This window comes from Mycobacterium kansasii ATCC 12478 (genome assembly GCF_000157895.3).
GTDB lineage: Bacteria > Actinomycetota > Actinomycetes > Mycobacteriales > Mycobacteriaceae > Mycobacterium > Mycobacterium kansasii.
Map to the genome: position 1 here is coordinate 4121594 of NC_022663.1, position 20002 is coordinate 4141595.

Below are 20002 nucleotides of genomic sequence, written 5' to 3' on the forward strand. Positions count from 1 at the left end.
CGCCGACGCTCCCAAACCCGAATGCATTAGCCTTGCGCAACCCGGCGATAACCCGGGCTTCGCTAAAGCCGCTCGCTATGCCGCCGTTTCGGGTCCTTCGGCGTCGATGAGGTCGTCCATCGCCCGGCGGGCGCGGTGGCCCGTATGGACCCCGCCGTGGATGTGCACCACCCCTCCCGTGGCCTGATGCCGTCGCTGCCAGTCGGCAATCGCCTGGTGCGCGGCGTGATCGAGGTAGATGACCGACATGGTGACGTTGACCGTCTTGCCCGCGGGAATGGACGCCAGCACCTGGGTCAGCCGGGGCAGGGAGAGGAAGGTCGCCGACCCTTCAACGGCCACGTGCCATTCGTCACCTGCGGGGTGGGCGTGGATCCTGAACCACATGACCCGCCATGCGGTCAGGGCGATGGCCAGGACGAGTCCGATCAACACGCCCTGCATGAGATTGAGGAATACGACACCGACGACGGTCACCAGGTAGACGGCCAGGTCCCCGTTTCGCATGGCGGTTTCGATATGGGCGGGCTGCAGCAGCCTGATCCCGACGAAAACGAGCAGGCCGGCAAGCGCGGCGGTGGGGATCTGCTGGATCAACCCGGCAAAAAACAGCGTGAAGACGAGGATCCAGACGCTGTGCATGATCGTCGAGGCGCGGCTCTTGGCGCCCGCTTGCACATTCGCGGAGCTACGGACGATGGCGGCGGCGATCGGGAGGCCGCCGATCATCCCGGAGGTGATGTTTGCGACGCCCTGTCCGGTCAACTCGCGGTTGAAGTTGGTGGGCGCCCCGGGGTGCATCCTGTCGATCGACACCGATGCCAGCAGGCTCTCGACGGTGGCGATGAAGGCAACAGTGAGCACGCTGACCGCGAAGGCTCCCCACTTACCCTCGGGAAGGGCCGGTAGCTGGAATGCATTCAGCGGCGACCCGGTGAGTGTGATCCGGGCCAAGTCGAACGGAAACACCACGGAGATAATGGTTGCCGTCACGATGGCGACCAGCGGACCTGGAATGGGTGCCAATTTGGCCGGGGCCCAGCGCCAGGCGACCATGATGGCGATCACCAAGACGCCCAGAAACATTCCGGGCTTGTGCGCGCCGATGATTTGTCCCGGCAGCTGAACGACGTTTTCCCACGATGTGCTGTGCGACTCCCCGCCCAGCAGGACGTGTGTTTGTTGAAGTGCGATCGTGATTCCGATGCCGGCCAGCATCGCGTGCACGACGACCGGCGAGATCGCCAGTACCGCTCGGGCAATCCGGCTGAGCCCCAAGATGAGCTGCAGGACACCGGCGGCCACGGTGATCAGACACGTCGCCCGCCAACCGAACTGGGCGACCAGACCGGCGGTGACGACCATCAACCCGTTCGCCGGACCGCTCACCGACAACGGCGACCCGCCGATGAATCCGAGGACGATTCCTCCGACGACTGCCGAGATCAGGCCCGAGAGCACCGGTGCGTCCGAAGCGATCGCGATCCCCACCGACAGCGGCAATGCGATCAGAAAGACCACCAGCGACGACGGCAGGTCGTGCCGGATGATCGATCGCAGTCGGTCAGTACGCGACACTGGCGGGCCCTTGTCCGGGGCCTGGCTGTGGTGTGGTTCGGTGGGCTGCATCGGTCATTCCCTCGTCTGGGCGTTGCGGGGGGACGGTCCGACAGTGCGGCCCCACACTACCTTGGTCACCTACTCGTAAGTCGTTGGCACACCGGCGAATACATTCGGGTGAAGGCATTCTGCAGGCGCCCGCCACTGCCCTTGACAGTATTCGGGCAGCTAAACAGGGGTCAAGTTGGCGCGCAGCGCGCATACCGAACGCAGATTTCAAGCGGAATGGGCGCTGACTAGGCACAAGGCCGTGCAAGCGACGCTAGAACCCTGAGCCGTGTACCTCGTGTCCGGGCTCGTCCAGCATCAGGCCGTGATAGGCCTGTTCGACGGTGGAGCCGTGGTTGATGACCGCGTCGACTTCGCGAGCGATGGGCATGTTCAGCCCGTATTCGTTGGCAAATTCCATGACCACGCTGGCCGCCTTGACGCCCTCGGCCACCTGGTTCATCGATGCGATGATCTCGTCGATGGGTTTGCCCGCGCCCAGTTGCTCGCCCACGTGGCGGTTGCGGCTGCGCTGGCTGGTGCAGGTGACGATCAGATCGCCCAGACCGGCCAATCCGGGGAAGGTCTCGGTGTTGCCTCCCATCGCGACGCCGAGCTTGGTCATTTCGCGCAACGAGCGGGCGATCACCAGCGCCCGAGTGTTCTCGCCGATGCCCAGCGAGTAGCCCATGCCGGCGGAGATGGCAAACACATTCTTGAGCGCCCCGGCCATTTCGACGCCGATGACGTCATCGGTGGTGTACACCCGGAAGCGGCGGGTCCGGAAAAATGCTGCCAGCTGGGTGGCCAGATGTTGATCGGGCATGGCCAGGACCGCCGCGGCCGCATAGCCCTCGGCGACTTCTCGGGCGATGTTGGGACCGGCGAGGATGCCCGCCGGATGACCGGGCAGGATCTCTTCGATGATCTGCGACATCCGCATGTTGGTGCCCTGCTCGAGCCCCTTGACCAGGGACACCACCGGCACCCAGGGGCGCAGTTCCTTGCTCAGCTCGGTGAGCACACCCCGGAAGCCGTGCGAGGGCACTCCCATCACGACGACATCTGCACTGTTGGCGGCCTCGGAGAAATCGGTGGTGGCGCGCAGGGTCTCGCTGAGCACGACGTCGTTCCCGAGGTAGCGGCTATTGCGGTGGTTGTCGTTGATGTCGCTTGCGGTGGCCTCCGAGCGCACCCACTGCAACGTCGGCACCCGCCGTGCACAAATGGACGCGACCGTGGTCCCCCAGGAACCGCCACCGAGGACAACGACTTTGGGTTCGCGCTTCGCAGCTGCCATGGGGCACAGCCTATTGCGGTAGCCCGACATTTGACAGCGGTTGATCGCCGGCGGCGGCCCCGAGACGAAGTCGAAACCAACGACCTCCGAGCATGGGACTTCGGTCCCTACCCGGCGGGGTGACCACGCCGGGATGGTGAAAGATAGCTGTTCTATCGAGGAGGAATCATGTCGCGACGAGCGAGCCGGTCGCGCGAGAGGTGTCTGCCCTCGTGTTGGGTCCGGACGTTCGTACTGCTGGTCGCGGCCGCGCTGGCGCTGCTGGCCGGGTCGCCGGGGATCGCATCCGCCGACGGTGGGCGCCCGCAGGCTAACCCGGAACAGCGAGCGGCGGCGATGATCCGGCCGGCCGTCTTATATCTTGCGGCCCAGGCCCACGGTCAGGTCCGGCTGCCCGACGGCCAGATGCTGTCACTGTTCGGCGAAGGTTCGGGTATCCCCTTCACGGCGACGTGGACTTGCACCGCATTTGTCGTCAATCCTGACGGGTGGGTGGCGACCGCAGGTCACTGCGTCGATCCGGAGACTGCCAAGCAGCTGATACTCAAGCGTGCGGCCAGTGAATACGTGGCGCATTTTCCCGACTCGCCGGTGGGCCACAACCCAGGCGCGACGCTGGACTGGCTCACCAAGAACGCGCGGGTCGAAGGTCAGACCCCCGACCGTGGGCCCGAGATAAGCCTGATGCTGGGATACGGAACCGGGACGAAACTCGCCGAGAAGCTCCCGGCCACCGTCGTGGACTTCCGGCCGATGGGCAAAGGCGACGTCGCGCTGCTCAAGGTGCAAAAGCACAACCTGCCGTCGTCCGAGCTCGGCACCGACGCCGACGTCAGCATCGGCGCACCGGTTCTGGCCGTGGGTTTCCCGGAGACGACTCAGCGGGTCACCGGTATATCGCTGGACCCGACGAACAAGAGCGGCAAGGTGAGCAAGAAGTCCACCCTCGAATCGAGTCCGATGTATGAGATCGATGCTCCGATCGCCGAGGGCATGAGCGGCGGGCCGACCATCGAACTCAACGGCAAGGTGATCGGCGTGAACAGTTTCGGCCCCGTCGGCGAACCGCAGCCGTTCAATTTCATCGCGCCCGCAGACAGTCTCGCGGCGCTACTGGCCGGCAAGGGTGTCAAGCCGATGCTCGGGCCCGCCGACCTGTACTACCGCCAAGGGCTCAACCACTATTTCTCCGGCCAGTACAGCGACGCGATCTACGATTTCGACCAGGCCCTGGCGCTGTCACCCGACTACCCGGGCGTGGCCGATCTCAAGACCAGCGCGGCCAACCTACGTCAGCAGTACGGTGACGCGCCGGTGTTTCTTCGCTCAAAACCGGTGTGGTACACGGTAAGCGGCGTCTTGCTGCTACTCACGGTGGGCGGCTGGGTGACCTTCATGGTGCGGAAGAGCCGTCGGCAGCGTCGCACCGAAGCCGAAGCCGAAGCCATAGCCGAAGCCGAAGCCGAAGCCGAAGCCGCCGCGGAAGCCGCCGCGGAAGCCGCCGAAGCCGAAGCTGCCGAAGCCGCTGCTGCGGATGCGCAGCCACCGCGGGCAACCGGCACGGTCCGGCCGCTGGGTCTTGTTCCCGCCCCGTCGAGTGAGCCGCACTTCTGTGCCAACTGCGGAGCGGCGCACCACCCTGCCGAGAAGTTCTGTCCGAACTGCGGCAAGAAGATCCCGGCCGGCGAATCGGCGCAGCCCGCATAGCCCGCCGTCAGACCGCCGGCAACCGGCCTTCAGCCCGCTACCGGCGCCCGCTCGGTTACGCGGCCGAACACCATCGCCTCCTCGATGCGGTCGAACCGGTAGTCGATGGCATCGGCGAAATAGTTCTGCCGCACATTCCACGGCCGTTTGGTGCCTGACCTGGGCAGCGCGTGCAGCGAGCGCAGCACATAGCCGGCCTGAATGTCCCAGGAGGGCTTTTCGGTCAACGGCTCGTCGCCGCGGTGCGGGTAGGCATGGGTGTAGCCGTGAGCAGCCATGTGCGCCAACAACTTTGCCGTCGCCCGCGCCGTCATGTCGGCACGCAACGTCCAGGACGCATTCGTATAGCCCACACACCAGAACAGGTTGGGCACGTCTTCGAGCATGTGCGCCTTGTAGACGAAGCGGTCGCAGGGATTGATCTCGACGCCGTCCAAGCTGATCTTGACGCCGCCGAGTGCCTGCAACTGCAAGCCGGTGGCGGTGACGACGATATCGGCATCGAGGTGTTCGCCGGACTCGAGCGCGATGCCGGTGGCGTCGAAATGGTCGATGTGGTCGGTGACGACGTCGGCGTGGCCGTCGGCGATGGCGGTGTAGAGGTCGGCGTCGGGAATCAGGCACAGCCGTTGGTCCCACGGGTTGTAGCTGGGCTTGAAGTGGGTGTCGACGTCGTAGCCGACGGGCAGGTTCTTGATCGCGGTGCGCCGCAGCAGCCACTTCATGAGTCGCGGCGTCTTGCGGGACAGGAACCACAGCACTGCCTCCAGCAGTGCGTTGTACATTCGGATGGCCAGATGGGAAGCCCTGCGGGGCAACACTTTACGAGCACCGGCGGCAAACCTGCTGTACTTGGACGCCGAGATGAGGTAAGTCGGCGAGCGCTGCAGCATGGTCACCTTGGCGGCCTTTTCGGCCATCGACGGGATCAGCGTGACGGCGGTGGCCCCGCTGCCGATCACCACCACCTTCTTGCCGGCGTAGTCCAGGTCTTCCGGCCAGTGCTGCGGATGCACCACGGTGCCGCCGAACTGTTCGATGCCGGGGAACTCGGGGGTGTAGCCCTGGTCGTAGTTGTAGTAGCCGCTGCCGAAGAACACGAACCGGCTACGGCATTGCTGTGCGACGCCGCCCTGCTCGAAGGTGAGTGTCCAGGTGTCCGTGGCCGAATCCCAGTCCGCTGCCAAGACGTGACTGTTGAACCGGATGTGGCGGTCGATGCCGTACTTGTGGGCGGTGGTGGTCAGGTATTCGCGGATGTGTTCGCCGTCGGCGACGCCTTCCTTTCGGGTCCACGGCTCGTAGGGAAAGCTCAGCGTGAAGATGCTGCTGTCGGAGCGCACCCCCGGGTAGCGGAACAGGTCCCAGGTGCCGCCGATCCGCTCGCGCCGCTCCAGGATGGTGTAGGAGAGTCCGGGGTTGCGTTGCAGCAGCCGGTAGGCCGCGCCGAGGCCGGAGATCCCGGCGCCGACGATGACGACGTCGAAGTAGGCCGTGTCGATGGCTTCGTGAGGGCTCACGGTCATGCCAAACCTCGCTTGAATTCGGGTATTGCTCACCAGAGTAGGCACCGACCGGTTGGTCGGGCCAGCAGGCGGAATCTCAGGCAGGCCGCATGAGCACGTCGACGTGCAGGGGCGCGCAGCGGTCGATCAGCCAGATCTGGTCGGCCGGGCCGGCGAAGATCCGGGCATGGGTGGGATCCTGCGTCACGGCACCCGCGCACCGGTCGCCGAAGAACACGTACGCCTTGGCGTCGTTGCATTGCCGGGACATCCACACCAGCCCGTCCAGGCCGGCATCATGGGCCGCTTCGGCCCACAACACGGTGCTGGCATAGCTGGACGCCGGGCTGGACGTGAGGTCGGCGGCGGTCACCTTCAGGCGGCGCAGGCCGGTGCCGTGCAGCACCCCGACCTGCAGCCGGCGGGTCACTTTCAACCGGACCAGCACCTTGTCGGCGTATTGGTCGTAGGGGAGCACGCCGCCTGAGACCGGGATGTCGTGCAGCAGCGTTTCGGCGATGGCCGCGTCTTCGGTATCGGCGGCGTACATGATCGGCACCACCGGCGTGCCGAAGAAGCCGAACCGCGTCGGCGCGCCGATGCCGGGGTTGAAGTCGGTGGCGGTGCGGGATGACGACAGCACGCGGTAGAGCAGCTGCCCGGCCGGCAGGGTCGCGGTGGGCGGCTCGAACGGGTCCGGCGGCCGCGCTGTTACCAAGACACCGCCATGGCCTCCGCCGCCACCGCGAGGACCCGGTCGGGTTCGGTGAGCAGGTGATCCACCGGGCGGTCGCCGTCCAGATAGGTGGTGGGCGCGCACAGCCACTGCACCAGGCCGGTCTCCGACCAGCCGTTGGTTTCCGCGACGTCACGCAAGCGCTCGATGGCGGGCAGGGGTTTGCCGTCTGCCCCGAATTGAAACCCCGGGTAGGCGAGGTAGTTGCCGCGGCGCACGGCGACCAGCGCCTTGTTGCGGTGTGCGGTGGTGGCCAGATTGCGTGGCGCGCTGGATCGTGAGCCCATCCGCTTGCCGGCCTCGGTGCTGGTCAGCAAGCCGAACTCGGCCTCGATCCGGGCGTACAGATTCTGTTCGGCCTGCACCGCGCGCGCAACCGCCGGCTCGGTGTACACCGCGACCGACGACAAGGCGGCACCCACCGCCTGAGCGCTCTCGCGGAGGCGCCGATCCGCCGCCGTCAGCTCGTCCAGGGTCTTGACGGGGGTCATGCACACAGCTCCTGCGTTCGATTCATGCAAAGCTAGAATACTGCATGAAGCGAATGCACGACGAGCGTGACGCCAGTGCGAAATCCGGCGTCCGATCTCGCAGTGACGTCACGCTCGATGCGGCTCGGGCCTATCGGTAGTTGACGAACTGCAGCGCCACGTCCAGGTCAGCGTTCTTCAGCATCGCGATGACGGCCTGCAGGTCGTCGCGTTTCTTGCTGGTGACGCGAATCTCGTCGCCCTGGATCTGGGTCTTGACGGTCTTGGGTCCCTCGTCGCGGATCAGCTTGGTGATCTTCTTGGCGTTCTCGCTGCTGATGCCCTGCTTGATGGCGCCGGTGACCTTGTAGGTCTTGCCGGAGGCCTGCGGCTCGCCGGCATCGAAGGCCTTCATCGAGATGTCGCGGCGGATCAGCTTTTCCTTGAAGACGTCGACGGCGGCCTTGACGCGCTCCTCGGTGGACGAGGTCAGTTCGACGGCCTCCTCACCCTTCCACGCGATCTTGGTGTCGGTGCCGCGGAAGTCGAATCGCGTGGCCAGCTCCTTGGCCGCCTGATTGAGCGCGTTGTCGACTTCCTGCCGGTCAACCTTGCTGACGATGTCGAACGATGAGTCCGCCACGGTCCGTCCCTTCTTCCGATAGCCCTTTTGTGCTTTGTCTACCCGGTCGTTGTAACCTGCTAGGCGGCAGGTTGCCCGAGCGGCCAATGGGAGCGGACTGTAAATCCGTCGCGAAAGCTACACAGGTTCGAATCCTGTACCTGCCACCACTTACTTCAGCAGGTCGGAGACGGTGTCAGCTCGACGACATGATGACACCGACGGCGCCCACCGTCACCATGACGAAGACGAATAGGCCATGCTCGAGAAGCCCAGCCGGGCACAGCTTCGGCAGTTGGAACCCCCTGGCGCTCACCGAAAAACTGGCCAGGCGAATCGCCGGCCTCGCGAGGTGAGCGTTCCGGGTGCACGGGTTGAGCTAATGACCCCTGGCTCCTGCCGCTGCCACAGCGCCCAGTGTTCTTGGTGCCGGTGTGGCGAGCACCGCTTGGGGTTGGCCGCGTATTTCGGCGGCGAGGTCGTGTTCGAACGCGGGCACGGTGAGTCGGCGGCGGGTCAGCTCGCGGTCGAGCGCTTTGATGAACAAGCCCTGCCCGCCGCGCCGGCAGCCCAGAACGGCCTGCTCGTTCATGACGTCTCGGGTGAGAGCGGCCGCCGGGCATGCGGCCACCACCTCCAGGGAAGCGCGCATATCAAGGGTGGTGGTCACTCCGCAGGAGGGTGAGGCGCCGATTCCGACGATGCCGGCGACCGCGATCCCGGCCCGGTGGTAATCGGCGACGTCACGGGCGACCCGCCGGGCCAGACGCCGGTAAATCACCTTGGTCCACATGATGAATGCACTCAGCAACGCGCCGCGCACTGCGTACAGTGGTCCGCCCTTGGAGTGGTAGAGCCGCAGGCTGTGGCGTTTGAGCACGCCACCCCACGCCAGTTGCTCGGGGCAGGGCAGCTGGTGGATGCCGGTGCGTGCGGTGATCAGTTCGTCGACCACCTCCGTCACCGCCCCGGGGCGGGTGGCGCCGCCGGCGTAGCGGGTGTTCTCGTTCAGCAGGCAGTGCGATACGAGGACGACGCGTCGGCTGCGTTCGTCTGCCAGCTGGTCGAGCAGCAGCCGTGCTGACTCACCGGACTTCGACATGGGTCAATATGTCACGAGCTGCGAACGGTCGGCGTTGACCATTGTCGATTCATGTTGCGGCACTTGATGTTTAGCAATCCAGCCGGCATGCCCCAGCGCCAGGCTGACGGCAGCGTAGACACCGGCCTCAGCCCACATATTTCCGATGCCCCACCTTCTGCCCAGGAAGACCGGCTCATCGACGATCCCACGAGAGGTCGCCACGGCATACGCGGCGTGGACGTAGGCGAGCGCGGCGAACGACCCGGAGAAAAACTTGCACACCTCGCGATTCATGGCATTCCCCTTTCACTACCTCACGTCGGTGACGGAAGCAGGCCAAGTCGCCGCTGCACGGACGTTGAAATCCAGTTTTGGCCCACCCGGCGCCGGTCGCTAGGGACCGAAGTCCCCAGCGGGCAGGGATTCAGGTCATCACCGCGCGGCATAGAGCGCGGCGCACTGGCGTCACCAGGTGCGGCACGGTTGCTGCCCGCGACGCCGCGGATCCACATGGCCGCACTGCCAAGGACTTTCGGCACTAGCCCGGTAGCCCGGCGGGGACTTGACTTGCGACAACAGCAGTGTGAAGGAGACCGGTGTTGCCGATCGCTGCCCTCACCGTGGCCTGGATCCTCGGGCAGTCGCGGGATAACCGGCGAGGACGTCGTGAGTAACCCGGGAATCTCGATCGGCCTCCAGCTGGGCACCCAGCCTCCGTTGGGTGCCACTCGCGCTTTTCTCCTCGGAGCACGAGCGATGCGGTTGGACTCCGTGATGCTCATCGACCACTTCCAGAACGTCTTTCCCCGTGCTATCTGGGATCGGGAGCTGACCTGGCTCGCCGCAAGACGCCCCACACCGCACGAGTTCTTCGACTACCAGGTGTTGCTCGGCTACCTCGCGTCGCGTGCCGGAAGGATGCGCCTGGGCGTCGGGGTGACCGAATCGATTCGGCGGCACCCGGTTCTGATTGCCCAGGCCATGGTGACGCTGTCGCATCTCACCAAACGCGCGCCCATCCTCGGTATCGGGGCCGGGGAACGGATGAACATCGACCCCTACGGGCTGGACTCTGCCCACCCGGTCGCCCGCCTGGAGGAGGCCTTGCAGATCATCCGGCTGTGCCTGTCGGCACGAGGGCCGATCACATTCTGCGGCGAGTACTTTCGTCTCGACAGAGCGACGGTGGATCTCAAGCCTGCAGCGGGCAGGGTGCCGGAGATCTGGATCGCCGGCCATGGTCCGCGCATGCTCGCGCTGACCGGACGTTACGGCGACGGGTGGTACCCCACTGCGGTGGTGTCGCCGCGCGAGTACGCGGACAAGCTGACGACGGTACGAGCCGCCGCCCGCGCTGCGGGGCGAAACCCGGCCGAGGTCACTCCTGCGCTGCACCGCTTCACGGTGATCGCGGCCACCGAGTGCGAGGCGCGGGCCATGCTGAGGACGAAGGTCATCCGGGCGCTGGGCCTCATGACCCCGGCCGAGCTGTGGCGGCAAGCCGGGCTGGTTCACCCATTGGGCGAACATTTCAACCCACTGGTCGACTTTGTCCCCGATCACTACGACCGCGCGACTATGGACGACGCCATCGCGGCCGTACCAGAGGAGCTGGTGGCCGAGGGTCCGCTGCTGTGGGGATCCCCCGACCAGGTGGTGAGCAGACTCCGGGAATTCGGTGACGCGGGCCTGCGCCACGTGGTCCTCGCTCCCGTGTCGGGTCTGGTCTCCAAACACGCGGCCGGCTACGGACTTTGGGCCACCGGTCGGGTGGCGCGGTCACTTCGGGAGTCCACATCCCGCCGCGGCTAGGTCAGGCCAGCTGCCGGCAATCTCGAACGGGTTGCCTACCGGCCGATCCGACGCGACGTCAATGCATGCGGGCGCTACTGCCGAGGCCGATCTCCAGGACGCTGCCGGTGACGACACCCGGGTCGGTGACCAGGTACACCACCGCGCGGCTGACATCCTCGGGTTGTAGCCACGGCAGCGGTATCGGATTGCCTTTCATCATGCGGCGCACCAAATCGTCGGGAACGTCGTCACTTCCCGTCGGCTGCACCATCGGTGTCTGGGTGGTGGTCGGGCAGACGACGTTGACCGTGATTCCCTCCTTGGCAACCTCCAGGGCAAGCGACTTCGCCAGTCCGATGACACCCCACTTGGTGGCGTTGTACGCCGCGAGTTCGGGGATGCCCATTCGTCCGCCCATCGAGGATGTAACCACGATCCGGCCGTAGCGCTGGCGGCGCATCACCGGTATTGCCGCCCGGAGGGTATGAAAGGTGCCGGTCAAGTTGGTGTCCACCAGCTGCTGCCACACCTGATCGCTGACTTCCTCCAGCGGCCCGGTGCTGACGATGCCGGCATTGGCTACCACGATGTCCAGGCTGCCCAGGTCGTTGAGCGTCTGCTCCACCGCAGCGCTGACCTGGGCCGGGGCCCGGACGTCGAGGATTATCGGCAGGCAGCGCCGGCCCAGCTCTTCCACGAGTTTGGCGGTGTGGCGTAACTCATCCTCGGTACCGAGCGGGTAGCTCAGATTGGCCATCGGCGCGGGCACATCGCCGACGACGATGTCCGCCCCTTCGGCCGCCAAGGCCAGGGCATGTGCACGCCCCTGTCCTCGAGCCCCGCCGGTGATCAAGGCCACGCGTCCATCCAAGGCACCCATAGGCGGCAACGTTAGCAGCCATGCCCGGCCTTCGACACACCAGCGGATGAGGCGCGAAACCGTTTGCAGAGGAGCGTATTTCGCGCTTGGCGTCGGTTCAAGCGCGTTATGGGCGAACGCGCCGGGGAACGCAGACGCCCCTGACGCACCCCATGACACCGCGAGGTGGCTTCGTTGCTCGGGGCGGCCGCTGGCAGCTGCCGTCCGGGCACGGCCGATCATCCTCCCCATCGCTGACGTACTGCGTCTGGCCGGGGGTCAGCGGCTCGGCCTGTGCCATCGGCGTGCCCGTCGCCACCACCACGCCCGCCGCGAATACGCCTGCTATCAACATCTTGAGGGCGACCACCGGAATCGCCTCCTCACAGCTAGCGACATGATTTAGATAATCATCTTAACTTTTTGCCTAGTATCGGTTTCCGGGGATGCAGCCGCCGGGGCGCCAACCCGCTTCGTTTCAGCGTGCGATCGCCGCCGACTTTTCGTCGGTTGGGGCCTGCTGGCGGCAGCCCGGCAACTCGTCGGGTGGTTCGACGCGCAACATTTTGGCTATCGGCGCATCGGTCGACGAGTGCAGCGCGATCGACAGGGCAATGGTGACGGCGACGACATCGAAAACCAGCTCTCTGTCGGCTATCCCCGTCTGTAGCGCCAGCAGCCCGTAGACCACGGAGGCGAAGCCTTTCGGCCCGAACCACGCCGCGGTCAGTCGCTCTTGTCTGGTGAGGCGGGTCCGCACAAGCGACAGCAACATTGCGGCCGGCCGGATCGCCGCGATGACGATCACCGCGAAAACCCAAGCGCGCCAACTCAATCCCGATAGCCACTCCGGGGTGAGCAACGCCCCGAAGACGATCAGCGCGGCGAACTTGGTGACCTCCGACAGCAGATCGCCGAAGCGTTGAAACTCCTCGGCTGCGACGTGGTCGAGGGTGGCCAGCGTCGACCCGGCGGCAAACGCGGCCAGGTAAGGGTTGGCGTGCATAAGGTGGCAGCCGGCATACACCACCACGGCGATCGCAAGGGGGCCCAGAGGCTGCAGGTGCGGTTCTGCGGTGAGTATCTTCGTCCGCCACGCCAATGCCGCGCCGGCCGCCACGCCGACGCCGAGTGCGAGCCCGAGCACCAGCTCTATCCCGACCTTCACCAGTTCGGACCCGGCACCCTGGGCGGTGGCCAGGAAGATCATCACGAAGGGCAGAGCCAGGCCGTCGTTCAAACCGGATTCCACATTGAGCAGCCGGCGCAACCGTTGCGGGATGTCGGAGCGCCCGACGATAGCGGCTGCGAAAACGGGATCGGTGGGGGACAGAATGGCCCCAACCAAGAATGCGGTCGGCCAGTTCAGGCCGGCAAGGAAATGGGCCGGCACCGCGATCCCGATCATGGTCAATGGCATGCCCATCCCCAGCGCGCGTCCCGACAACGACCAATTTTCGCGCAGTTCTTGAAGATTGGCCCGCTGACCGTCAGTAAACAAGACGGTGAACAGCGCGACGTCGGCAAGTGTGGCGACGAGCGGGTCGTTCGGGCCGATCTTGTCCCAGGCGAGGATCCCCGGCCCGAGTACGGCGCCGGCGACGAGGAACATCAGCGCGCTCGAGAGCACGGTCCGGGCAGCAACCCCGGACAGCGATACGCTGATTAGGAGCACCACGCCGAACGCCAGGATAAGGGTCACTGAAACTCCATTTCGGTGGTGTCAACGCGCCGTCGCTACATAGCTTCCTTGATTCCGCGGCGAATCAGCCAGACGTTCGCCGGCCACGCCGTCGCGAACCCGATGATCATGCCGATCTGCATCAGAAACCAGTACGCGGCGGTGTCGGGATGTAGCGGTGAAGCCGGAAACAGCACGAACGACATCACGGCCATCCAGCCGAACAGCCCCACTTCGAATGCGGTCAGCGACAGGACGTCGGCCTTGGCCGCCGCTACCATGCCGTCGCGGAACCCCAGGCCGCGCATCGGGGCGATCGCGTAGTACTGGAACAAGATTCCCAACGCCAGCGCGGCCACATAGTCGCCGATGTACTCGGGCAACAGGGCGCGGCCAAGCAATTCCACACCCAAGGCGAAAACCGCGAATTCGGCAATGATGTCGCCGAGGGTGCATCCGGCGCCACAGTGACTGACCCCGATGGCAGTGGTAGCCCACTTCGGTTTGTCAGGCGGCCGGTCAAGCTGGTGCTGCCGAAGCCACCGCCGGCTGTTCGGTCGGCCGTAACGCCAATACATCCACACCGCGGCCGGCCCGAAGTACAGCGCGGTAATCGGCCAGACGGCCTCCATGATGCCCATTCGCTGCCGATAACCGCGAGCGTAAACGTCGATCAGGATGATCACCGCCGAGGCGAAGCCTGATGCCAAGGCGACCCATGCCAATGCGGTCAACCAGGTAGGCGGCACCATTATCGGATTCCGATGTAAATCATGGCGCGACGGAATCCGGTGGACCGCCACCATTCTCGGATGGCGCCGGGTCGACCGCGCGGGTGCGGTGAGATCGGTGCATCCGACCGACTCGAGTTCATCACGGTGGGCGGCGATGACCCGGCGAGGGCCACGGGGGGGCCTGACGCTGCGACGAGCACGTCGACGCCGTCGTCGGATAGCCGGGTAGCAGCCGAAAAATACGGTGGGGCAAGCCAAATGGCCTCATCGACAGCACTGGTCATGTATGTGTCTCCCGGTTGCGGGCGTCTGTCAGGTCGTGTGCTAAAGGTTTACCCGGGGCAGCGGACCCGAAACTGCTGAGCTCTCACGCCCCGATAGCCGCCCGCCGTGGTAATCGCTGTGGTCTACGCGCCTGCCGCGGGGGCATCGTCTCGGTGCTGGGTCGGGCTGGACGCGAGAGGCGGGGGTCAATCCCGACAACCGCAGCCGACGGGGATATTGCGCGAAGCGCGCTTGGTACCGCCGCACATCCATCGACCGGAGGGGTTGCTACCGGCCCTGTAGATCCCGAAGAAACGGATGCGCTCGAAGCCCCCAAAGCCCTCAGTGGCGAGCGGCGACGCCCGCGACGCCGGCCAGTACCGCGCCGGCCGCCACCGCCAGCGGTTTGGCGTTCTCGCGCAACCACCACTGGGCGCTGACAGCGTGCGAGCGACTGTCGAAATCTCCATGCGCACCAAAATCTTTGCCGTCCTCGCCGTCCACCGGCTGCCACAGATTGGCGTCTTGAGTGTTGGGTTGATCGGTCTGCTGCGACGCGTAGCCGTTGCGGGCCAGATAGCGGTCGAGCAGCGCGGGAAAAAGTCGCTGGCCCAACAGAGTCGCGGTGGTGCTGGCGCCCACCCAGTATTCCTTGTGTCGGGGGTGTTTCGCCGCATAGTAGACCGCGCGGGCCGCGACCTCCGGTTGGTAGATCGGTGGTACCGGTTGCGGCTGCCGCGGCAGCCGGGACAACACCCAGGAGAACTGTGGAGTGTTCAGCGCCGGCATCTGGACGACGGTCACCTGGACGTTGCTGTTGTCATGCAGCAACTCGGTGCGCAGCGACTCGGTGAATCCGTTGACCGCGTGTTTGGCCCCGCAGTAGACGGACTGCAGCGGAATCGAGCGGTGGCTCAGCGCCGACCCGACCTGAACGATCGCGCCCCGATCGCGGGGCCGCATGCGGCGCAACGCCGCCATGGTGCCCCAGACGAAGCCCAGATAAGTCACGTCCGTCGCGCGACGGTATTCGTCGGGAGTGATCTCGTGGAACGGGGCGAACACCGAAGTGAACGCCACATTGACCCATACGTCGATCCCACCGAATCGGCTCTCCACCTGCTCGGCCGCGGCATCGACCTCGTCGAAGCTGGCGATGTCGGTCGGTATCGCCAGGGCCTGCCCGCCGGCCTGCTCCACCTCCGCCGCCGCCGCATCCAGCCCGGTTTGGCCGCGGGCCAGCAACCCTACTCGGGCACCGTGTTTGCCGAACTCGCGGGCGGCCGCGCGGCCGACTCCGGCGCTGGCTCCGGTGATGACCACCGTCGACGGGGACTTTGAGAGGGTCATGGGATTCTCCTTTGCTGCTGCGTTTTGTGGGGCGAGTTGTCGGGACGAACGCGCAAGCTCGCCGGACACCGCGGACATGACCGTGTGGACAACCGCCTGCGGTATCCATCGAGAGGCTCGCTTCTCATCACGCTCACCGGTTACCCCGTTGGGCAGGTGTTAAGTCGCGGACCTGATGCCTGCCACTCGACGAGGGCTCCGTACCGTCGGCCGGGTGCCGACTCGATGAAACCGGGCAACATCCGATCTACCGTGGTAAGCGGGCGTTGGATGGGTATTGGAGGGGCGCATACGTTGACCGCAGACATGTACATCGCCGTAGTCGTCGTGGTGGTTGCCGCCCACTTCGCCTACATCGCCTACCTGGTGGTCGGCGGGTTTGTCGCGTTGCGATGGCGTCGCACGATTGCCTGTCACGCGTTTGCGGTGGCGTGGTCGGTGGTGAGCTTCACCGGCCACCTGAACTGTCCGCTGACGGGACTCGAGCGATGGGGCAGGGCCCATGCCGGGATGGCGCCGCTGCCGCCGGACGGTTTCATCGCGCACTACATCACCGGAGTGGTGTATCCGTCCGGGTGGTCCGCTCCGGCCTCGATAGCCGTCTTCGCGCTCGTCGCCGTCTCGTGGATCCTGGTGTTCGGGTGGCAGGCGCGCCGCGGAACGGCCGATGCGAACAGTGAGCGGCAAGCTCACGGCCCGTCCGAGATCACCGGGTAACCGAAGGGAGATTCGGCAACGAACTCCGCGCGCACCGGTTGCACGGCAGCGAGCCGGGTAACCGCAAACTATGTCGGCCCCGGTTGACTGTGCCGTGCTGGGCAATTGTGTCGGCGGCTGTGTCACCGCTCGCCTTGCTGGTCAGCGCGGCGGTCGCCACCTCGAAGCGCAACCGCAGCTATGACCCGGTCAGTGAAACGCTGAGTATTCTCGCCGCCGGCGGCGGGGGCGCATGGATTATGACGGCTACAACGCCTGGCACGGCACCCGCCTCGGACTGAGCGAACGGTCCGTCGTGGTGGCCGAGATGGTGTGGCCACTCGTCGTGGTCGTTACCGCACGCCACCGCCGGAAATTTCGCGGTACTCCTAATAGACTGTGCTCCAAGATAATTCGCCTCTCACGGAAGTCGAGACCGCCGCCTCATCGGGGACGCCGCTGCGGGCTGGTTTCGCCGTCGGGTTCAGCGGGTATATCCGGGTGCGATCAGGGCCGCCGGCCCGGTCGCCCGGGATGCGGGTCGATGTCCCAAGCCGGCGCAGCCGCCCTGGCGCCGACACATAACACAGCTCGGCTAGGCGGGAGGAGTGGCCGATGACTGCTGTCGAGGAAAAGCGACACGACGGATACCCGACACATCGCCGCAAGGTTCGGTTCGACTGGTCGCGCACCCCGTTGCACTGGGTTCCCGGCGACCCGTTCAGCACACACATGCTCAACGAGCTGCACTTGTTGTTGCCGGCGGGCGAGCGGTGGTTCATCCGGGTCGTCGACGAGGCAGCGCCGTTGGTCGATGACCCCGAACTCGAAGCCGCGATCAAGCCGTTCATCCAGCAGGAGTCCTGGCACGCCTGGGCGCACCAGGTCGTTCTCGACCACCTCGCCGAACAGGGCATCGACACCCAGCCCTACACCCAGCTGGAAAAGTGGCTGGCCAAGCTGGGTAACCAACGCAGCAACTGGCCCCAGCCGTTGCAACGGTGGTGGCTTTACCGACGGGTGGCCGACGTGGCGGCACTGGAACACTTCACCGCGGTGCTCGGCCAGTGGGTGATCCAAAACCGGGGTCTCGACTATGCCGGCACCGACCCGGTCATGCTGGATCTGCTCCGCTGGCATGGGGCCGAGGAAATCGAGCACCGCTCGTTGGTGTTCGACGTCTACCAGAACATCTGCGGGAACTACGTGATCAGAGCGTTCTCGATGTTGATGACGGCGCCGCTGTTCGTGTCGTGGTGGATTGCCGGAGCGCGTTATCTGATGGCCAACGACCCGACCATAGACGCGAAGTGGCGCTGGCGGGACTGGCTGCGCGCGGCGCGCCAGTACAAGTTGCCAGGTCCGTGGCGGATCCTTGTGACGGTGCCGCTCCGCTACCTGCGGCCCAGCCATCACCCGAGTACCGAGGCGTCGACGCAGATGGCGATGGACTACCTCGAACATTCGCCCGCAGCGACCGCTGCCCGGGAGAAAGCCGCTCGGGCACAACCAGATCCGGACGACGACCACTCACCCGGGGGAGAGCGGTAAGGTAAGCCGACCCGCCACCCGGCAGGATGGGAGATTGCAGAGTGGCAACCTTGCGGCGCTACGTCGTCATCCAGCTGATGATGTTCGTGTTCGGCATTGTCGGGCCGATTTTTCTGGTCATGTTCTTCTTGTCGCAGCCGGATCCGACCATGAGGTGGGCGTACTGGATCGGGCTCTTCGTCACCTACGCCGACGTGATGATCGCGCTCGCCCTCACCGCCGCCGGCGAGGACAAGCCAGGTAAGCGGCTGACAGCCGGGGGCGGTAGGCGGCGGCACTGAACCGGGCGTTCCTCAGGACGTTGACCCCAGGCCCGGTTGCGCCGAACATCGGATTATGTCGATCGGCAAGACCGCGCCCGCGACGCTGCCGCGCGGACCCCGGCTGCCCAGGTGGGTGCAGGCCTTGTTGATGTTGACCCACGGGTCGCATTTCGTGGCCGCGTGTCACCGCCGCTACGGCGGCGTCTTCACCCTGCGGGTGGCCGGGGTGGGGACGATCGTCTATCTGGCTGACCCGGCCGACATCAAGACGGTGTTCGCCGGGGATCCGAGCGTCTTTCACGCCGGCGAAGCGAATTCGATATTGCGCGGACTGCTCGGCGACGGGTCGCTGCTGGTGATCGACGACGACATGCACCGGGATCGCCGCCGCATGATGCTGCCGCCATTTCACCGCGACGCGGTCACGCGGCAGGCCCGGCTGATGGCCGAGATCGCAGCGGAGAATATTGCCACCTGGCCGGTGGGACGCGATTTCGCGGTGGCGCCCAAGATGTCCGAGATCACCCTCGAGGTGATCCTGCGGACCGTGGTCGGTGCCAGCGACCCGGCCCGGCTGGCTGCGCTGCGCGACGTCATGCCCCGGCTACTCAGCGTGGGTCCGTGGGACTCGCTGGCGCTGGTCAAGCCCGACCTGCTGCGCCATCGCTGGTGGCGGCGGCTGCGTCGCCGCATCGTAGAAGCGGACCAGCTGCTTTACGCCGAGATCGCCGATCGACGCACTGACCCCGACCTCGCGACACGCACCGACGCCCTGGCGATGCTGGTCCGCGCCGCAGACGACGACACGGGTCCGCTGACCGACGTCGAGCTTCGCGACCAGTTGATGACGTTGCTGGTGGCCGGCCACGACACCACGGCGACCGCGTTGTCGTGGGTGCTGGAGCGGCTGACGCGCCACCCGGCCGTCCTCGCCAAGGCGGTTTGCGCCGCCGATGCCAGCGCGGCGGGTGACCCGGCCGGCGACGAGTATCTGGATGCTCTGGCAAAGGAGACGCTGCGGATCCGCTCGGTGGTGTTCGATGTGGGCCGGGTTCTGACCAGGGCGGTGGACCTGGCCGGTTATCGGCTGCCCGCGGGAACCATGGTTGCTCCGGGGATTGGTCTGGTACATGGCAGCGCCACGCTGTACCCCGAACCTGACCGGTTCGATCCGGATCGCATGCTCGGCGCGACATTGAGTCCGGTCACTTGGTTCCCCTTCGGCGGCGGCAACCGGCGTTGTCTGGGCGCGACCTTCGCCCTGGTCGAGATGCGGGTGATCCTGCGGGAGATCTTGCGGCGGGTCGAGTTGACGACCACCACCGCATCCGGTGAACGGCAGAAGCTCAAGCACGTCATCGTGGTGCCGCATCGCGGCGCGCGCATCCGCGTCCGGGCGATCAATGACGTGTCGCCGGCACCGCGGGCCGCGGCCCTGCCGGCGACTCGCGGCGCCAGCGGCGTGAGCTGAATCCCTTGCTGGTGCAGATCCGCCGAGGGGAGGTTTGACGGCTGCCGGCGGCGGATTCCAAGTCCTTGGTTGGCCCAGGTTTCCAGAGGCCGGTAGGGCGCGCAGTCCTGCGTTGCGCCCGTCGTGGTGGTGTTGGGCGGCCGAGCGGGTGTCGGGCGTCGATGGCGTCTTGGCCGGGACTGCCATCCAGGCAAGGGCTTTCGGATTCGGGGTTGCACATGCGCCACCCCAGCAACGCAACGGATTTGCCGCTTATCGCCGGGCACTTTCAGTGAGTCAACGCCACGCCCAACCCCCGGTGACTCAA

General features: G+C 65.9%; 18 protein-coding genes, 1 tRNA gene and 1 pseudogene. 7 read left to right on the forward strand and 13 right to left on the reverse strand.

Annotated elements, in window-relative coordinates:
• Positions 1 to 75 precede the first annotated feature (75 nt).
• On the reverse strand, positions 76 to 1629 hold the full coding sequence (locus MKAN_RS18010) for a SulP family inorganic anion transporter (RefSeq protein WP_023370620.1): 1554 nt from the start codon (positions 1627 to 1629) through the stop codon (positions 76 to 78).
• Positions 1630 to 1882: 253 nt separating this feature from the next.
• The gene (locus MKAN_RS18015; RefSeq protein ID WP_023370622.1) at positions 1883 to 2908 is read right to left on the reverse strand and encodes an NAD(P)H-dependent glycerol-3-phosphate dehydrogenase; all 1026 of its coding nucleotides are present in this window, start codon (positions 2906 to 2908) and stop codon (positions 1883 to 1885) included.
• 168 nt (positions 2909 to 3076) lie between these two features.
• Here MKAN_RS18015 and MKAN_RS18020 point away from each other — a divergent pair, with 168 nt between their 5' ends.
• Positions 3077 to 4615 carry a trypsin-like peptidase domain-containing protein gene (locus tag MKAN_RS18020; protein ID WP_023370624.1) on the forward strand — a complete coding sequence of 513 codons (1539 nt, stop codon included), beginning with the start codon at positions 3077 to 3079 and terminating at the stop codon, positions 4613 to 4615.
• A gap of 29 nt (positions 4616 to 4644) precedes the next feature.
• Here MKAN_RS18020 and MKAN_RS18025 read toward each other — a convergent pair whose 3' ends face one another.
• From MKAN_RS18025 to MKAN_RS18040, 4 genes are all read right to left on the reverse strand, one after another.
• Complete coding sequence (locus tag MKAN_RS18025) at positions 4645 to 6141, reverse strand: flavin-containing monooxygenase (RefSeq protein ID WP_023370626.1); 1497 nt, start codon at positions 6139 to 6141, stop codon at positions 4645 to 4647.
• Between the two features lie 76 nt (positions 6142 to 6217).
• Positions 6218 to 6838 (reverse strand): RES family NAD+ phosphorylase, encoded by a 621-nt coding sequence (locus tag MKAN_RS18030; protein ID WP_023370628.1) that lies wholly within the window; start codon positions 6836 to 6838, stop codon positions 6218 to 6220.
• Positions 6832 to 7347, reverse strand: coding sequence for a hypothetical protein (locus tag MKAN_RS31200; protein WP_023370630.1), 516 nt, complete (start codon positions 7345 to 7347; stop codon positions 6832 to 6834). Before MKAN_RS31200 ends, MKAN_RS18030 begins: the two co-directional genes overlap by 7 nt.
• Before the next feature lie 130 nt (positions 7348 to 7477).
• Positions 7478 to 7969: a YajQ family cyclic di-GMP-binding protein gene (locus MKAN_RS18040; protein ID WP_023370632.1), complete on the reverse strand. Its 492-nt coding sequence runs from the start codon at positions 7967 to 7969 to the stop codon at positions 7478 to 7480.
• 65 nt (positions 7970 to 8034) lie between these two features.
• On the opposite strand from MKAN_RS18040, the gene MKAN_RS18045 reads away from it, so the two are divergent.
• Positions 8035 to 8118 (forward strand) — tRNA-Tyr (locus tag MKAN_RS18045).
• 209 nt (positions 8119 to 8327) lie between these two features.
• On the opposite strand, the gene MKAN_RS18050 is transcribed toward MKAN_RS18045, so the two are convergent.
• Entirely contained in the window at positions 8328 to 9050 is a 723-nt protein-coding gene (locus tag MKAN_RS18050; RefSeq protein ID WP_023370637.1) for a 2-thiouracil desulfurase family protein, read from the reverse strand.
• A gap of 3 nt (positions 9051 to 9053) precedes the next feature.
• Complete coding sequence (locus MKAN_RS18055; RefSeq protein WP_023370639.1) at positions 9054 to 9326, reverse strand: hypothetical protein; 273 nt, start codon at positions 9324 to 9326, stop codon at positions 9054 to 9056.
• A gap of 372 nt (positions 9327 to 9698) precedes the next feature.
• On the opposite strand from MKAN_RS18055, the gene MKAN_RS18060 reads away from it, so the two are divergent.
• Positions 9699 to 10844 (forward strand): LLM class flavin-dependent oxidoreductase, encoded by a 1146-nt coding sequence (locus MKAN_RS18060; protein WP_036395275.1) that lies wholly within the window; start codon positions 9699 to 9701, stop codon positions 10842 to 10844.
• Between the two features lie 58 nt (positions 10845 to 10902).
• Here the strand turns inward: MKAN_RS18060 and MKAN_RS18065 are convergent, their stop codons facing one another.
• The 4 genes from MKAN_RS18065 to MKAN_RS18080 all read right to left on the reverse strand — a co-directional run bounded on the left by MKAN_RS18065 (position 10903) and on the right by MKAN_RS18080 (position 15714).
• Entirely contained in the window at positions 10903 to 11706 is an 804-nt protein-coding gene (locus MKAN_RS18065; RefSeq protein ID WP_023370643.1) for a mycofactocin-coupled SDR family oxidoreductase, read from the reverse strand.
• Between the two features lie 457 nt (positions 11707 to 12163).
• Complete coding sequence (locus MKAN_RS18070) at positions 12164 to 13387, reverse strand: cation:proton antiporter (protein ID WP_023370645.1); 1224 nt, start codon at positions 13385 to 13387, stop codon at positions 12164 to 12166.
• A gap of 35 nt (positions 13388 to 13422) precedes the next feature.
• Positions 13423 to 14118, reverse strand: a complete 696-nt coding sequence (locus MKAN_RS18075) for a DUF4396 domain-containing protein (RefSeq protein ID WP_099185059.1) — start codon at positions 14116 to 14118, stop codon at positions 13423 to 13425.
• Positions 14119 to 14706: 588 nt separating this feature from the next.
• The gene (locus MKAN_RS18080) at positions 14707 to 15714 is read right to left on the reverse strand and encodes an SDR family oxidoreductase (protein ID WP_023370649.1); all 1008 of its coding nucleotides are present in this window, start codon (positions 15712 to 15714) and stop codon (positions 14707 to 14709) included.
• Positions 15715 to 15984: 270 nt separating this feature from the next.
• Here MKAN_RS18080 and MKAN_RS18085 point away from each other — a divergent pair, with 270 nt between their 5' ends.
• From MKAN_RS18085 to MKAN_RS18100, 4 genes are all read left to right on the forward strand, one after another.
• Positions 15985 to 16431, forward strand: coding sequence for a DUF2784 domain-containing protein (locus MKAN_RS18085; protein ID WP_230589189.1), 447 nt, complete (start codon positions 15985 to 15987; stop codon positions 16429 to 16431).
• A gap of 594 nt (positions 16432 to 17025) precedes the next feature.
• Positions 17026 to 17961, forward strand: a complete 936-nt coding sequence (locus MKAN_RS18090; RefSeq protein WP_023370655.1) for a metal-dependent hydrolase — start codon at positions 17026 to 17028, stop codon at positions 17959 to 17961.
• 41 nt (positions 17962 to 18002) lie between these two features.
• Positions 18003 to 18242 (forward strand): hypothetical protein, encoded by a 240-nt coding sequence (locus tag MKAN_RS18095; protein WP_023370657.1) that lies wholly within the window; start codon positions 18003 to 18005, stop codon positions 18240 to 18242.
• Positions 18243 to 18297: 55 nt separating this feature from the next.
• On the forward strand, positions 18298 to 19695 hold the full coding sequence (locus tag MKAN_RS18100) for a cytochrome P450 (RefSeq protein WP_023370659.1): 1398 nt from the start codon (positions 18298 to 18300) through the stop codon (positions 19693 to 19695).
• 69 nt (positions 19696 to 19764) lie between these two features.
• Here the strand turns inward: MKAN_RS18100 and MKAN_RS32780 are convergent.
• Positions 19765 to 19915, reverse strand: a pseudogene (locus MKAN_RS32780) (DUF222 domain-containing protein); the annotation flags it as partial.
• Positions 19916 to 20002: the final 87 nt, after the last annotated feature.

What these genes read in the sequence shown, in the direction of transcription:
- MKAN_RS18010 (WP_023370620.1), bottom strand. Translation starts at nt 1,629, where the DNA reads ATGCAGCCCACCGAACCACACCACAGCCAGGCCCCGGACAAGGGCCCG.
- MKAN_RS18015 (WP_023370622.1), bottom strand. Translation starts at nt 2,908, where the DNA reads ATGGCAGCTGCGAAGCGCGAACCCAAAGTCGTTGTCCTCGGTGGCGGT.
- MKAN_RS18020 (WP_023370624.1), top strand. Translation starts at nt 3,077, where the DNA reads ATGTCGCGACGAGCGAGCCGGTCGCGCGAGAGGTGTCTGCCCTCGTGT.
- MKAN_RS18025 (WP_023370626.1), bottom strand. Translation starts at nt 6,141, where the DNA reads ATGACCGTGAGCCCTCACGAAGCCATCGACACGGCCTACTTCGACGTC.
- MKAN_RS31200 (WP_023370630.1), bottom strand. Translation starts at nt 7,347, where the DNA reads ATGACCCCCGTCAAGACCCTGGACGAGCTGACGGCGGCGGATCGGCGC.
- MKAN_RS18050 (WP_023370637.1), bottom strand. Translation starts at nt 9,050, where the DNA reads ATGTCGAAGTCCGGTGAGTCAGCACGGCTGCTGCTCGACCAGCTGGCA.
- MKAN_RS18055 (WP_023370639.1), bottom strand. Translation starts at nt 9,326, where the DNA reads ATGAATCGCGAGGTGTGCAAGTTTTTCTCCGGGTCGTTCGCCGCGCTC.
- MKAN_RS18065 (WP_023370643.1), bottom strand. Translation starts at nt 11,706, where the DNA reads ATGGGTGCCTTGGATGGACGCGTGGCCTTGATCACCGGCGGGGCTCGA.
- MKAN_RS18075 (WP_099185059.1), bottom strand. Translation starts at nt 14,118, where the DNA reads ATGGTGCCGCCTACCTGGTTGACCGCATTGGCATGGGTCGCCTTGGCA.
- MKAN_RS18080 (WP_023370649.1), bottom strand. Translation starts at nt 15,714, where the DNA reads ATGACCCTCTCAAAGTCCCCGTCGACGGTGGTCATCACCGGAGCCAGC.
- MKAN_RS18085 (WP_230589189.1), top strand. Translation starts at nt 15,985, where the DNA reads ATGGGTATTGGAGGGGCGCATACGTTGACCGCAGACATGTACATCGCC.
- MKAN_RS18090 (WP_023370655.1), top strand. Translation starts at nt 17,026, where the DNA reads ATGACTGCTGTCGAGGAAAAGCGACACGACGGATACCCGACACATCGC.
- MKAN_RS18100 (WP_023370659.1), top strand. Translation starts at nt 18,298, where the DNA reads ATGTCGATCGGCAAGACCGCGCCCGCGACGCTGCCGCGCGGACCCCGG.